This is a genomic window from Spirosoma taeanense (assembly GCF_013127955.1).
Taxonomy (GTDB): Bacteria; Bacteroidota; Bacteroidia; order Cytophagales; family Spirosomataceae; genus Spirosoma; species Spirosoma taeanense.
The window spans coordinates 450,373-463,471 of the sequence record NZ_CP053435.1 but is presented as its reverse complement, the minus strand read 5'-3'; the positions used below and the strand labels follow the sequence as shown (position 1 = coordinate 463,471).

Annotated in this window: 15 protein-coding genes; 10 read left to right on the top strand and 5 right to left on the bottom strand. The window is 54.7% G+C overall.

The window, feature by feature from the left end; all coding sequences use genetic code 11:
- The first annotated feature begins 62 nt into the window (after positions 1 to 62).
- The 6 genes from HNV11_RS02065 to HNV11_RS02040 all read left to right on the top strand — a co-directional run bounded on the left by HNV11_RS02065 (position 63) and on the right by HNV11_RS02040 (position 6,574).
- Positions 63 to 833 (top strand): N-acetylmuramoyl-L-alanine amidase family protein, encoded by a 771-nt coding sequence (locus HNV11_RS02065; RefSeq protein ID WP_394353881.1) that lies wholly within the window; start codon positions 63 to 65, stop codon positions 831 to 833.
- Between the two features lie 183 nt (positions 834 to 1,016).
- The gene (locus HNV11_RS02060; protein WP_171738081.1) at positions 1,017 to 2,018 is read left to right on the top strand and encodes an MlaD family protein; all 1,002 of its coding nucleotides are present in this window, start codon (positions 1,017 to 1,019) and stop codon (positions 2,016 to 2,018) included.
- Positions 2,019 to 2,095: 77 nt separating this feature from the next.
- On the top strand, positions 2,096 to 3,706 hold the full coding sequence (locus HNV11_RS02055; RefSeq protein WP_171738080.1) for an acyl-CoA carboxylase subunit beta: 1,611 nt from the start codon (positions 2,096 to 2,098) through the stop codon (positions 3,704 to 3,706).
- Between the two features lie 12 nt (positions 3,707 to 3,718).
- Positions 3,719 to 4,615 carry a LysR family transcriptional regulator gene (locus HNV11_RS02050; protein WP_171738079.1) on the top strand — a complete coding sequence of 299 codons (897 nt, stop codon included), beginning with the start codon at positions 3,719 to 3,721 and terminating at the stop codon, positions 4,613 to 4,615.
- An 84-nt stretch (positions 4,616 to 4,699) separates the two neighbouring features.
- Positions 4,700 to 6,238, top strand: a complete 1,539-nt coding sequence (locus HNV11_RS02045; RefSeq protein WP_171738078.1) for a M20/M25/M40 family metallo-hydrolase — start codon at positions 4,700 to 4,702, stop codon at positions 6,236 to 6,238.
- A gap of 105 nt (positions 6,239 to 6,343) precedes the next feature.
- Entirely contained in the window at positions 6,344 to 6,574 is a 231-nt protein-coding gene (locus HNV11_RS02040) for a DUF4834 domain-containing protein (protein ID WP_171738077.1), read from the top strand.
- Positions 6,575 to 6,640: 66 nt separating this feature from the next.
- On the opposite strand, the gene HNV11_RS02035 is transcribed toward HNV11_RS02040, so the two are convergent.
- Both HNV11_RS02035 and purN read right to left on the bottom strand, forming a co-directional pair.
- A complete protein-coding gene (locus tag HNV11_RS02035; RefSeq protein WP_171738076.1) occupies positions 6,641 to 7,030 on the bottom strand; it encodes a YbjQ family protein in 390 nt (129 codons plus the stop codon).
- Between the two features lie 3 nt (positions 7,031 to 7,033).
- The gene (gene purN, locus HNV11_RS02030; RefSeq protein ID WP_171738075.1) at positions 7,034 to 7,609 is read right to left on the bottom strand and encodes a phosphoribosylglycinamide formyltransferase; all 576 of its coding nucleotides are present in this window, start codon (positions 7,607 to 7,609) and stop codon (positions 7,034 to 7,036) included.
- Positions 7,610 to 7,789: 180 nt separating this feature from the next.
- On the opposite strand from purN, the gene HNV11_RS02025 reads away from it, so the two are divergent.
- The 4 genes from HNV11_RS02025 (at position 7,790) to HNV11_RS02010 (ending at position 10,413) form a co-directional block, all read left to right on the top strand.
- Positions 7,790 to 8,416 (top strand): ATP-binding cassette domain-containing protein, encoded by a 627-nt coding sequence (locus HNV11_RS02025; protein WP_171738074.1) that lies wholly within the window; start codon positions 7,790 to 7,792, stop codon positions 8,414 to 8,416.
- A gap of 6 nt (positions 8,417 to 8,422) precedes the next feature.
- Entirely contained in the window at positions 8,423 to 9,124 is a 702-nt protein-coding gene (locus tag HNV11_RS02020) for a peptidylprolyl isomerase (RefSeq protein ID WP_171738073.1), read from the top strand.
- Between the two features lie 73 nt (positions 9,125 to 9,197).
- Positions 9,198 to 10,100, top strand: coding sequence for an SDR family oxidoreductase (locus tag HNV11_RS02015; RefSeq protein WP_171738072.1), 903 nt, complete (start codon positions 9,198 to 9,200; stop codon positions 10,098 to 10,100).
- Positions 10,101 to 10,152: 52 nt separating this feature from the next.
- The gene (locus HNV11_RS02010) at positions 10,153 to 10,413 is read left to right on the top strand and encodes a DUF167 domain-containing protein (RefSeq protein ID WP_171738071.1); all 261 of its coding nucleotides are present in this window, start codon (positions 10,153 to 10,155) and stop codon (positions 10,411 to 10,413) included.
- Between the two features lie 48 nt (positions 10,414 to 10,461).
- Here HNV11_RS02010 and HNV11_RS02005 read toward each other — a convergent pair whose 3' ends face one another.
- The 3 genes from HNV11_RS02005 to HNV11_RS01995 all read right to left on the bottom strand — a co-directional run bounded on the left by HNV11_RS02005 (position 10,462) and on the right by HNV11_RS01995 (position 13,083).
- The gene (locus HNV11_RS02005; protein WP_171738070.1) at positions 10,462 to 11,277 is read right to left on the bottom strand and encodes a polyprenol monophosphomannose synthase; all 816 of its coding nucleotides are present in this window, start codon (positions 11,275 to 11,277) and stop codon (positions 10,462 to 10,464) included.
- A gap of 79 nt (positions 11,278 to 11,356) precedes the next feature.
- Positions 11,357 to 12,706, bottom strand: coding sequence for a protoporphyrinogen oxidase (gene hemG, locus HNV11_RS02000; RefSeq protein WP_171738069.1), 1,350 nt, complete (start codon positions 12,704 to 12,706; stop codon positions 11,357 to 11,359).
- A complete protein-coding gene (locus HNV11_RS01995; protein WP_171738068.1) occupies positions 12,703 to 13,083 on the bottom strand; it encodes a DUF4296 domain-containing protein in 381 nt (126 codons plus the stop codon). The genes hemG and HNV11_RS01995 overlap by 4 nt, the downstream gene beginning before the upstream one ends.
- Positions 13,084 to 13,099 lie beyond the last annotated feature (16 nt).

The following is a 13,099-nucleotide window of genomic DNA, read 5'->3' as shown; positions in this document are numbered from 1 at the left end:
TAACAACACTGGTGCTGGCAGTCTGCCCCCTGCTGGCATTAACGGTTTTGCCCACGCCCGAGCTGCTTCAGGATACCGTTCAGACACAACGGTCAGCCAGCAGCCAGCCGGTCGAAAATGCTCCGAACCAGCTTCGTACCGTTGTGCTCGACGCTGGTCATGGGGGCAAAGACCCCGGCTGCATCGGTCGCAAAACGCGCGAATCGCGGGTTGTGCTCAAGCTGGTGCTTGAACTGGGGCGTAAAATTAAAGCCGCGATGCCGCAGATGCGGGTAATCTATACCCGCTCTACGGATCACTTTGTTGAGCTGGCCGAACGATCGGCCATTGCCAATCGCAATAGAGCCGATCTTTTTATTTCCATTCACTGTAACGCCAGCCCCTCGTCGAGCCGTGTGTACGGTACCGAAACTTATACGATGGGTCTGCACAAAACCAACGGGAATCTGGACGTGGCCAAGCGGGAAAACGCCGTTATTCTGAAAGAAGAAAACTATCAGCAGACCTATAAGGGCTTCAACCCAAACTCGCCACTGGCCCACATTATGCTGGCTAACTACCAGCACGCGTTTATGGGCAGCAGCATCAATTTTGCCGAGAAAGTGGAGCGGAGTTTCCGGCATAATGCCGAGCGCAGAAGCAACGGCGTCAAGCAGGCCGGGTTTCTGGTCCTCTGGCGTACGACCATGCCCAGCGTTCTGATTGAAACGGGCTACCTGACCAACCCCACTGAAGAAGAGTACCTGATGTCGGAGTCAGGCCAGGAGCAGATTGCCGATGCTATTTATAAAGCCTTTGCGCAGTATAAGCAGGAAATTGAATCGGCCGATTAGCCGCCCCCGTACGATGGGAACGGCTCAATTCGTACTGCTTCGCCAAAGGACAGCGTCAGCGCACTTTGCCCCGCCAATCGCTAAATTCCCCGGCCTCATGGGACAAACCAGCTTTAAAGTTGGTTATACATTCAATCCTATTTGGCTGGCGCGGCCTCTGTGGCTGTCCACCTTCGCACACGCATGAAAATTTCGCAGGAAGTAAAAGTTGGTTTGTTAGCGGTCGTTACGCTGCTGATGTTATATTTTGGATTCAATTTTCTGAAAGGCTCTGATTTCTTTTCTTCAACGAATAAATACAAGGTCATTTACGACAGTATTGACGGATTGACGGCCTCTAATCCAGTTCGAATCAACGGCCTATCCGTTGGGCGGGTTGATAAAATTGACATTCTGCAGAATCAGGGCAACAAGTTGCTGGTAACGCTCGAACTGAACAAGGATATCCGGGTCACTAAAGGGTCGCGGGCCGTATTAGTCGACGACGGCCTGCTGGGCGGCAAAATGATTCAGATTGGGGTTAATCCGGGCGCTCCTCTGCTCGAGACCGGCGGTCAGCTGGTGGCGGCTAAAGAATCTGGCCTGTCGGCGCTCATTCGGGAAAAAACGTTACCGGTTCTCAATAATGTCGACTCGCTGACGTATCAGTTAAACCGGGTTGTTGCTCAGTTTGACCAGACAGGCATCATCCTGGCCCAGACGCTACGCAGCGCGAACGCGGCCGTTGGCACGCTGGACCTGACCATTGCCGAAAACCGGGCGGGCCTACGCGCCACGCTCGACAACGTGAACCGGCTTTCGGCTTCCCTGATTGAAACCGAAAGCCAGCTGAAGCCTATTCTGGCGAAAGCCGATACGTTTGCCGATTCACTGCAGGGATTGCAGTTGAAGCAGACCCTCAGCAGCGTTAACCAGACGGTCGACAACCTGCAGAAACTTCTGGCGGGGATTAATAACGGGCAGGGGTCGCTGGGCAAGCTGACCTCCGACGAGGCTCTTTACCGTAACGTCAACCAAACTACTGCCAGCCTCGAACGCCTGCTGACAGATTTGCGCGAGAACCCAAAGCGATACGTGCATTTCTCAATCTTCGGCAGAAAAGACAAAACTCCGCCTGCTCAGCCCGGCAGTCCGGCTACCACAACGCAGGTGGCAGCGCAGAAAGACACTCTTATCAATCAATAAGCCGCGGGTAGCCGGTGTTCTGGTGCCAACAACTGTAAATTACGGGCCTCCCGGCCACTGCCAACTGCCTACCAGGTATGCAACCCTTCCTCGACGAACTTTATCAGCGAACTACCCGGACTCAACTCGGTGGTGGTCCCAAAAAAATTGACGATCAACACCGCAAGGGTAAGCTTACCGCCCGCGAACGCATCGACTACCTCACCGACGATGGCAAACCGTTTGTCGAGATTGGCTTGTTTGCCGGCGAGGGCATGTATGCCGAACACGGTGGCTGTCCGTCCGGGGGCGTAGTCGTTGGTATTGGGTACGTGTCCGGTCGGCAGTGCGTTATCGTCGCCAACGATGCGACTGTAAAGGCGGGCGCCTGGTTTCCCATTACGGCCAAGAAAAACCTCCGCGCGCAGGAAATCGCGATGGAGAACCGGCTGCCTATTATTTACCTGGTCGACAGCGCGGGTGTTTACCTGCCGCTACAGGACGAGGTGTTTGCCGATAAGGAACACTTTGGCCGGATGTTCCGCAACAACGCGCACCTGTCGGCAATGGGCATTCTGCAGGTAGCCGCCATCATGGGCAGCTGCGTAGCGGGTGGCGCTTACCTGCCTGCCATGTCCGATGAGACAATGATCGTGGAAGGAACGGGGTCGATTTTTCTGGCCGGTCCTTATCTGGTCAAGGCGTCCATTGGCGAAGACGTAGACGCCGATACCCTCGGCGGAGCGACTACCCAAACCGATATTTCAGGCGTTGTCGACAACAAATACCCGGACGATAAAAGTTGCCTGGACGCCATCCGGCGCATTCTGGACAAAACGGGTCATGCTGAAACAGCTGGTTTCGACCGCGCAACGCCGGCTCCGCCCGCCAAAAACCCCGCCGACATTTACCAGATTCTGCCCGCCGACCGCGTCAAGCCCTACGATATGCAGGAGATCATCGACCGGCTGGTGGACCGATCCGAATTCGATGCCTATAAACCCGGCTACGGTCAGTCGCTGCTGTGCGGGTATGCCCGTATTGATGGCTGGGCGGTAGGTATCGTCGCTAACCAGCGTAAAGTCGTAAAAGCCAAAGGCCGTACGGGCCAACCCACCGAAATGCAGATGGGTGGCGTTATTTACGGCGACGCGGCCGACAAAGCCGCCCGGTTCATCATGACCTGCAACCAGAAACGAATTCCGCTGGTGTTTTTGCAGGACGTAACAGGTTTTATGGTCGGGAGTCGGGCCGAGCAGGGTGGCATTATCAAAGACGGGGCTAAGATGGTGAATGCTATGGCGAACTCAGTAGTGCCGAAGTTTACGGTCGTTGTCGGTAACTCCTATGGGGCGGGCAACTACGCCATGTGTGGCAAAGCCTATGACCCGCGCCTAATGCTCGCCTGGCCAACGGCCCAGATGGCCGTTATGAGCGGAGCTTCGGCGGCCAAAACACTGCTTCAGATTCAGGTGGCTGCCCAGAAAGCCAAAGGCCAGCCGATGACACCGGAGGAAGAACAGGAGCAGCTGCAGAAAATTACGGACCAATACAACGCGCAGCTATCGCCCTATTATGCGGCCGCCCGGCTATGGATTGATGCGATCATCGACCCGCTGGAAACGCGGCAGATTCTTTCCGAAGGCATTTCGGCGGCTAACCACGCGCCCATTACCAAGCCGTTTTCAGTTGGCGTCATTCAGACGTAATCCCAGACCAGCATGCTCGATTTTCGCCTGAATGTCTTTTACACCGTGGCCAAGCGGCTTAGCTTCACCAAAGCGGCTGCCGAACTGTTTATAACGCAGCCCGCCGTAACGAAGCACATTCAGGAACTTGAGCATCATTTTGGGACAGCTCTCTTCGACCGGCGCGGCAATCAGATCAGTCTGACTACGGCCGGAGAACTGCTTCTACGTCATGCCGAAACCATTATGGCTACGTATCGCCAGCTCGAATTCGACATGAACGCACTGAAGGGTGAACCAGGCGGAACGCTGCGGCTTGGAGCCAGCACCACCGTAGCGCAGTACGTCATTCCGCCCGTTCTGGCCCGGTTCCGCGAACACTCCGCCGACGTATCGATCTCGCTTCTGAGCGGCAATACCGAACAGATCGAGCAGCGCCTGCTCAACAACGATATTGATTTGGGCCTTGTGGAAGGCCGGACTCACCATAGCGATATCCGCTATACGCCGTTTGTAAAGGACGAGCTGGTGCTGATCTGCCGGGCCGATCATCCACTGGCTCACCGCGATGAGATAACCCTCGACGAGCTCAGAAGCGTCCCCATTGTGCTGCGTGAACGTGGTTCGGGCTCGCTGGAAGTCGTCGAACACGCACTCCGGGGCGTAGGTCTGCGTCTAACCGATCTGACAATTGAAATGCAGCTGGGCAGTACCGAAAGCATTAAATCATACCTGAGCAGTTCGCGCTGTATGGCGTTTGTATCGGTGTTTGCGGTACAGGATGAGCTACGCGCCGGAACCCTTAATGTACTCGATGTGCAGGGACTGGCCATCCGGCGCGATTTTTATTCCATTCAGTTGCAGGGCGTCAGCGCCGGTCTGGCCGATACGTTCATGCGCTTTGCCCGCCAGCACTATAGCCGACGCTAACAGGCTAACGGGCCCCGAATTGAATCGGAGCGTTCCTGCAGACCGGAGCAGTTTTCGTACTTTTACGCCCTGAACCCAATCATCATGCAAACGCATTCCGTTCTTACGCTTTTCGCGGTTCTGACTCTAGCAACGCTGTCGGCAGAAGCCCAGTCCCGAACCGCAAAAGCGGCCCCACCGCGCCCAATGGCCGCGGCAGCTCAGTTGCCTGAAGCCGTTATAACCCGTAATGAAGTTGAGAGCCATACCCGGTTTCTGGCATCCGACGAACTGCAGGGCCGCCGGACGGGCGAACCCGGTAACCTGACGGCCGCCCGCTACATTGCCGAGCAGTTTCGGAGCTTTGGCCTGACGGCACCCACCGGAGCCGATTCCTACCGGCAGTCTATTCCACTCCGTCAAATCAAACCTGTTTCCAACGCTACGTTGACCGTTGGTTCAGACACCCTCCGTGCGGGCAAGCAGTTTGTCGTCATGGGTGGTGGAGCCGCTTCGTTAACGGCCGAAACCGTTTTTGTGGGTTATGGCCTGACCGAAGCGGATTATGCCGGGAAAGATGTACGTGGAAAACTGATCGTTACACAGGTAGGGTCGGAAGGTGCCACCCGTCCCCGCGAGTTTGTCGCGAGTGGAGCGGCAAAGGTTAAGCTGGCCGCCGAAAAAGGGGCAGTTGGCGTCGTTGAATTGTTCGCGGTTCCCAGCCTTCCATGGTCGCTGGTAGCGAGTAATTTCAGCCGGACGCAACTGGCCATCGCCACGGACGAGGCAGCAGCCCAGCCGTCATCCATCGTGCACATCTGGGCCGATAATAGTAAAAACCAGCTCATCGCGCTCAAAAATGGCCAGACGATTAGCATCCAGACGCCGGGCCAGTCTGACCAGCGTGTTAATGCGGTCAACATAGCGGGGATTGTAGAAGGCAGCGATCCGGCTCTTAAGAATGAATACGTAATCCTTTCGGCGCATTTTGACCACCTCGGCACAACCCATAAGCAGTCAAACGGCGCAACTGAAGACACGATCTATAACGGTGCCCGCGACAACGCACTGGGCGTTACTGCCCTGCTGACGGCCGCTAAAGCGCTGTCGCAGCAACGGCCCAAACGATCGGTGCTGATCCTAGCCCTGACGGGTGAAGAAGTTGGGCTACTGGGCAGCCGCTATTATGCCGAACATCCGCTGGTGCCCCTGAAGCAAACTATTTTTGACCTCAATATCGACGGAGCGGGTTACAACGATACCACCATCGTATCGGTCATTGGCCTAGAACGGACCGGGGCAAAAAGCGAAATTGAAGCGGCTGCCAGAGTTTTTGGCCTGGGCGTCTTTGCCGAACCCGCTCCTGAGCAGGGGTTGTTTGACCGCTCCGACAATGTCGCCTTTGCAGCCAAAGGAATTCCGGCGCCTACGTTTTCGCCGGGTTTCAAAACCTTCGACGAAGCCATTGGTAAATATTACCACCAGACCAGCGACAACCCCGAATCGCTCGATTTTAATTACGTCAAACGGTTCTGTCAGGCATACGTCCATGCTGCCCGGCTGATTGCTAACCGCCCGACGCGTCCGCAGTGGTCGGCAGGCGATAAATATGAGGCAGTCGGCAAAGCCCTGTATGGACAGTAAGTTTTCCGCCTAGGGTGTCTTTATCTGGTCAGAGAGCCATCTCATTGCCAGAACGAAAACTAATCTGACAATCCCAGCGTTTATTTAGTGTTAACGTCATCCGATATGCTGTTCAAATATCTGTTTATCATCACGCTCATAATCCTGTTTGTGCCGCCGGTGCGCCGGTTTGTGTTTTACCTGCTGGTTGGCCGGCAACTGGTAAAAGAGCAGAAACGTCATGATCCCAGAAGTAAAAACCAGCGCGATGGCGAGGTAAAAGTTCACGTCCGCCCCAGCCAGGATGAAACCCGCTACAAAGGCGGTGAATACGTTGATTACGAAGAGATTAAGTAAAGATTCGTTTTATAAACAGTGAAAAGCCGCACAGACTCCACTCAGGGTTGTGCGGCTTTTCACTGTTTACTGGGTTTGGTTCTCTTTCTTATACTTTACCGCCAGCCCCGTCATGACGTAACCGTTGTCGGTCTGCGACGTATAGTATTTGTACCGAACGGCTACCAGCGCATCGGCACCAAGTTTTTTGGCCTGCAGGGTCAGGCGGGCCAGCAGAAGTTCTTTCTGCTGCATATCATTCCCCCGGCTGAGCATCCGCCGGTTCACCGTCTGACGCTGGGTAAGCGGCACCTCGCCTTTCGCTTCCAGATCCTGCAGAGGTTCAAACGGTCGTTCGGGCCGCTGGTTGTCGTAGAAAACATCCACCGGGTAGTTCGGCTGGTTCTTCAGATAAACGATCGGCTGAAAACAGCCCGTCAGCCCAAGCGCCATAAGCAGGACAGCAAGTTTCTTCATGGTCTAATGCGTTATTCCGGCCAATACCTCGCCAACCACGCGGGGATAATGTTCATGCTCCAGAACCTGCACTTTCCGGGCTACTTCCTCGGGTGTGTCGGTCGGCAGAACCGGGCAACTGGCCTGAAAGATAATCTGCCCTTCGTCGTAGCGTTCATTCACGTAATGAATGGTAATGCCCGATTCAACCTCGCCAGCCTTAACGACCGCTTCGTGAACAAAGTGGCCATACATGCCTTTGCCGCCGTATTTAGGCAGTAGAGCGGGGTGAATGTTAACAATCCGGTTCGGAAACGCCCGTACCAGCTCGCCCGGCATGAGCCACATGAACCCGGCCAGCACAATCAGATCAATTTCCTGTTTTTGCAGGATAGAGGTGATTTGATCGGTACTATAAAACGTAGTTCGGTCGAAAAGCAGGACCGGAATGTGCAGCCGCCGGGCCCGGTCAATAACCCCTGCTTTGGGATTGTTAGACAGGATCAAGGAAACCGTTACGTCAGTTCTGTCGGCGAAATACGTCGTAATCTGCTCGGCATTGGAACCCGAACCGGAGGCAAAGAGAGCAATTCGTTTCAAAGGGTGATTAGTTAGTCGGATTACGTCCTGGTTGGTTTTCTTCCTGTCAGACACCAGTTAACTGACCCCAGCTTGCGCTGTCAGGCTCCATTCGCGCCTGTTTCGGCCACGAACTACCCGGTTAACTGCCCGTCAAACTTACAACTTTTACCTATTTTTGCGGGTATTCGCCCGAATCCAATGCTGGCAACCAACCAACTCACGTTTGAATACGGCCCTACGAAGCGCTTTACGTTTCCTGATCTGCTCTGCGCCGACCGCGAAGCCCTGCTGATTCTGGGCCGATCGGGCACCGGCAAGACAACGCTGCTGCACCTGCTGGCCCTGCTGCTTCGTCCGAAAAGTGGCTCCATTGTGATCAACAATACCGATCTGACGCGGCTCAACCCCGCCGAAACCGCAGCGTTCCGGGCGGCTCATGTTGGCATCGTGTACCAGAAACCCCATTTCGTTAGTTCGCTGTCGGTTCTGGATAATCTGCTGATGGCAAATTATCTGGCCAGTAAACCGCAGAACAGCCCTCGCGCCCGGGAACTGGCCGGACAATTGGGATTCGCCGATCATCTGGATAAGAAAACGCACCAGCTCAGCCAGGGCGAACAGCAGCGCGTCAGCATTGCCCGCGCCGTCATGAATCAGCCCGGCGTTATCCTGGCCGACGAGCCAACGTCCAGTCTCGACGACGAAAACACCGCCCGCGTGGTGAACCTGCTGCGCGAGCAATCGGGCCAGATTGGCGCCAGCCTGATTGTTGTCACACACGACCAGCGGCTAAAAGATGCTTTTCAAAACCGCGTAGCTTTATAGTTTCTAATGAAAAAACTCCTGCTGCTTGCCTTGTTGCTTCCGGTGATTGCCTTTGCCCAGAATCGAAAGAGAAAAGATTACCTAGTCTCCCTGCAAACGGATTACGGCACCATGCGGCTCGTTCTGTACGACCAGACGCCAAAGCACAAAGACAATTTTATTAAACTGGTCAATCAGCACTTTTACGACAGTCTGCTGTTCCACCGCATTATCCAGAACTTCATGATTCAGGGGGGCGATCCGAACTCGCGAAAAGCCAAACCCGGTGAACCCCTCGGCAACGGCGACGTAGGCTACACGATTCCGGCCGAGTTTGTCCCGTCATTATTTCATAAGAAAGGCGCTCTGGCGGCTGCCCGCGACAACAATCCCGAAAAAGCATCGAGCGGCTGCCAGTTCTACGTCGTGCAGGGCCGCGTCTGGGACGATGAAAGTTTAAACAGACAGCTTGAGCGTATTCAGACAATGAAAGGCCGCCAGCCAACCGACGCCCAGAAACAGGTGTATAAAACACTCGGCGGTACGCCCCACCTCGACGGCAACTATACCGTCTTCGGCGAGGTCATCGACGGCTTAGCCGTTGTAGATAGTATCGCCAGACAACCCCGCAATAACCTCGACCGCCCGAATCGCGATATCCGCATGACCATGACCGGCGAATGGGTCAGGAAGAAGAAAATTACGAAGCAGTACGGGTTCAAGTATTAACGCCAGGCTGCTGTTTCTAACTCAGCCAATTCACTCACGCAGCCGGATACCGTGGAATACGGTTCCAGACTTTATGAAAAAAATCCTCCTTACCGGCGCCAACGGGCTGCTGGGTCAGAAGTTAGTCGGGCTGTTAACGCAGCAGTCGAATGTTGAGCTGGTTGCTACCGCGCGTGGTCAGAACCGCCTGCCCTTCTCGGAGGGGTATCAATATCGCGCGATGGACATTACGAACCGCCAGCAGGTTCTGGACGTAATTGGCGAAGAACGCCCGGACGTAGTTATCCACACAGCCGCCATGACCGATGTGGATAAGTGTGAACAACAAAAGGATGACTGCTGGGCGCAGAACGTACAGGCGGTTGAGTACCTCATCGAGGCCTGCCGCACAACCAATGCGTTTCTGCTGCACGTCTCCACCGATTTTATCTTCGACGGCACGGCCGGCCCCTACGACGAGGCCGCCGAAGCGAATCCAATCAGTTTTTATGGCTGGAGCAAACAGGCCGCCGAAACCGCCGTTCGGCACTCGAATCTCCGGTGGGCCATTGCCCGGACGGTGCTGGTTTACGGCATTGCCCACGACATGAGCCGGAGCAACATCATTCTGTGGGTGAAGAAATCGCTGGAGGACGGGAAAAATATCAAGGTCGTGACCGACCAGTGGCGCAGCCCAACGCTGGCCGAAGACTTAGCAATGGGTTGCTACCTGATTGCCGACAAAGAAGCCGAGGGCATCTTCAATATTTCGGGTAAGGAGGTCCTGACACCCTACGACATGGCGATCAGAACGGCCGATTATTTTGGCCTGGATAAATCGCTCATCGCACAAGCCGACGCGTCGACCTTTACGCAGGTTGCCCGCCGACCACCGCGCACCGGGTTTATTCTGGACAAAGCCCGCGCAGTTTTAGGCTACGAGCCACACTCGTTCGAAGAAGGAATTGCCGTACTGGCTAACCAGTTGAAAGGTTAAAAGCAATACTTAATGCTACGCTGAGGCCAATCATACAATGAACGTCTGAACCATGACGCTGCATCTGAAAGTAAAGCCCGGCAGTCGGGTGGACCAGTTGTTTTACGATGCAGCCGGGCAACTGAACGTTAAAATCAAGGCCCCAGCGCAGGATGGTCGGGCGAATGTCTACTTGGTCGGGTTTCTGGCTCTGCAGTTCGGTATCCCCAAATCCAATGTAACGATTGTAGCGGGCTTCACCAATCCGCACAAGCGAATAGAGGTAGATGCCGATATGGCTACGATCAACGCCGTCCTAGGGAAGCTACAATAAAAAAGTCCCGGCCCACGATGTGAGCCGGGACTTTTTGTTTACATCCATTTATACCGCATCCACCGGTTCAACTGGTCGGGCTGCGGCTTCCCGGCGGGGAATGTAATGCCGGAAGAAGCTGCTGATTTTCATCTGCAAAACCCCAAATACGGCTTCCTTGAATATCTTGGACGACATCTTCGAGGTACCTTTCGTGCGGTCGGTAAAGATGATGGGCACTTCCGCAATGCGAAAACCGTATTTCCAGCACGTAAACTTCATTTCAATCTGGAACGCATAACCCACAAATTTTATGGGATTATGTAAAATCACCTCCAGCACTTCGCGTCGGTAGCAGACAAAACCCGCCGTTGGGTCCATGATCGACATACCCGTGATGAACCGGACGTAAACCCCGGCAAAATAAGACATCAGCACCCGGCCCATCGGCCAGTTGACGACGTTAACCCCCCGAATGTAACGAGATCCCACGGCAACGTCGGCGCGGTCCGGTCCGGAATCAGCACAGGCGTGATAAAGCCGGATTAAATCGTCGGGATTGTGTGAGAAGTCGGCGTCCATCTCGAATAGATACTGATACCCCCGCGAGAGCGCCCACTTAAACCCATCGATATAGGCCGTACCCAGCCCCAGCTTACCGCGCCGTTCGAGCAGGTGCAGTCGCTGGCCGGTTGACCGATACGCCGAATCACTCCCCGAAAACTCGTCCTGTAAGTCGCGGACGCGCTGGGCTGTGCCATCGGGCGAGCCATCGTCAACAATGAGAATATCAAACGGTTCGGTTAGGCTGAATACCTTCCGAATAATGGCTTCAATATTCTCAATTTCGTTGTATGTAGGAATAACAACCAGGCGTTCTTTCACGGCTTATGGGGGCGGGTTAGCGAGTGGGTTTTACTATAAAGAAAACAGCAAAATCCACTTTTTTTGTCTAAATCTACTATTAAAAATTGTTAATCAAGGATTTACGATCCAGCTGATCAGCTAGTTGGCGGGCTTTACTGATGCAGTCGGACAGTGAAACGCCTTTATACCAATTCGCGCAGACCAGCAATTCATCAGCGTCTAAAGCCTCGACCTGCTGCCGCACGGTGGCAATGTGCGCATCGTATTGCGGGATAGCCCGTTCCCAGCGGTAGATTGCCCGGAACACGGGCTGATTAGCCGTAATCCCAAAGCCTTCGGTTAGCTCCTGATGCACATTCTGGAAAATTACGGCATCCGATTGACGGGCGTTTTCGACGTTTTGCTGTCCCCCCACAAAGGTCGTGAACAAAACCTCATCGTCGGGGCAGCGCCCGTCAAACACGGAACTGCTCCAGATGTGTCCGGCGGCAAACCGGTTCTCTAATTTAGGATTCAATCCACCAAAGCCGTTTAGTGGATGACGAACATCGGCCCGTTTGTAAGCTGAGTGTACAGCCGTCATGGGTGGATACGTAACCCGACGCAGGGCATCGGCCAGATCAGCAAAGTGAGGAGCAACAAGCCGCGCGGCTACGTTGGTGCCAACGGCCAGCACCAGCCGGTCAACCGTCTGCGTTCCCGTCGCACTTTCGACCTGCCAGCCGCCATCGGAACGACGCTCAATACGTTCGACTGGATCGTTCAGGGAAAGATTCGTCAGTCGGGCGGCCAGCGCCTTCGGCAGCATCTGCATGCCCTCCCGAAAGCTGAACGACTGCCGCCGGCCGGTAGCCGATTGATTTTTAATCAGTCCCCGCAGCACTGAGCCGTGTTCCCGCTCGTATTGCAACAGAATCGGAAACGTTTCGGATACCAGCAGTTGCTCGGGATCGCCAGCATAAATACCCGCCACAAATGGGCCCAGGGCATACTCTACGATCTCATCCGAAAACCGACGTCGAAAAAACTGAGCCAGGGTTTCGCCCTCGGGCGAGGTGGTCCGGTTGTTACGTTCCCGAAAAACGGCCAGCTTGGTCTTCCAGCTAAAGAACGAGCCAAACAGCAGCGAAGGCGGCCCCGACGGAAGCGGCCGATATTGCCCATCCCGAAAAATATACCGGGCTTTGCTGACGGGCCGGGCAAACGTCAGCTCAGGCGTCAACCCCAGTTCATCGAGCCAGCGTAACAGGTCAGCATCGCCCAGGAGCGAGTTTGGGCCTAACTCCCGCAAGTAGGTTGCCCCACTCGAGCCAGCTTGCTGGCGCGAGCGAATATAGCCACCGGGCTGATCAGTAGCCTCCCAGAGCTGGTAAGCAATATTACGTTGCTGGAGCTCATAGGCCAGCGTCAGACCGGAGATACCCGCGCCAATAATTCCAACTTTCATGAGCGAACCGGCTTTTTGGCCTCCATTTTCTTTTTCAACTTCTCGATAACCTGCTTATAGATAGCTTCCATCTGCTTCGGGTGCGATGAATAGTAGGTATAGCTTTTCGAATAAGCAGCCGTATCTACCTGCATTTTTCTGAACAGCTGCGCTTCTAGATGTTTGTATGCAGCGCTGGACGAATCGATACTCGACAGGCTGAGTCGGCTCACGCGCGCTTCGGTCATGTGCACCTCCGTCAGAATATCAACCATACGACTTTCGGGAATCAGGTTATCGGGGCGGGTGTCCTCAGCAGCCTGACAAGCTGCGGCTACCCACAGTACTGACAGCCATAAACATGACCAGATGGTTCGTTTCATTCGATACCGACGCATGGATCAATGCGTTAAT

Bases quoted from the DNA above. Each gene is read 5' to 3' on its own strand.
- HNV11_RS02060 (WP_171738081.1), top strand. From the start codon at position 1,017: ATGAAAATTTCGCAGGAAGTAAAAGTTGGTTTGTTAGCGGTCGTTACG.
- HNV11_RS02055 (WP_171738080.1), top strand. From the start codon at position 2,096: ATGCAACCCTTCCTCGACGAACTTTATCAGCGAACTACCCGGACTCAA.
- HNV11_RS02050 (WP_171738079.1), top strand. From the start codon at position 3,719: ATGCTCGATTTTCGCCTGAATGTCTTTTACACCGTGGCCAAGCGGCTT.
- HNV11_RS02045 (WP_171738078.1), top strand. From the start codon at position 4,700: ATGCAAACGCATTCCGTTCTTACGCTTTTCGCGGTTCTGACTCTAGCA.
- HNV11_RS02040 (WP_171738077.1), top strand. From the start codon at position 6,344: ATGCTGTTCAAATATCTGTTTATCATCACGCTCATAATCCTGTTTGTG.
- HNV11_RS02035 (WP_171738076.1), bottom strand. From the start codon at position 7,030: ATGAAGAAACTTGCTGTCCTGCTTATGGCGCTTGGGCTGACGGGCTGT.
- HNV11_RS02025 (WP_171738074.1), top strand. From the start codon at position 7,790: ATGCTGGCAACCAACCAACTCACGTTTGAATACGGCCCTACGAAGCGC.
- HNV11_RS02020 (WP_171738073.1), top strand. From the start codon at position 8,423: ATGAAAAAACTCCTGCTGCTTGCCTTGTTGCTTCCGGTGATTGCCTTT.
- HNV11_RS02015 (WP_171738072.1), top strand. From the start codon at position 9,198: ATGAAAAAAATCCTCCTTACCGGCGCCAACGGGCTGCTGGGTCAGAAG.
- HNV11_RS02010 (WP_171738071.1), top strand. From the start codon at position 10,153: ATGACGCTGCATCTGAAAGTAAAGCCCGGCAGTCGGGTGGACCAGTTG.
- hemG (WP_171738069.1), bottom strand. From the start codon at position 12,706: ATGAAAGTTGGAATTATTGGCGCGGGTATCTCCGGTCTGACGCTGGCC.
- HNV11_RS01995 (WP_171738068.1), bottom strand. From the start codon at position 13,083: ATGCGTCGGTATCGAATGAAACGAACCATCTGGTCATGTTTATGGCTG.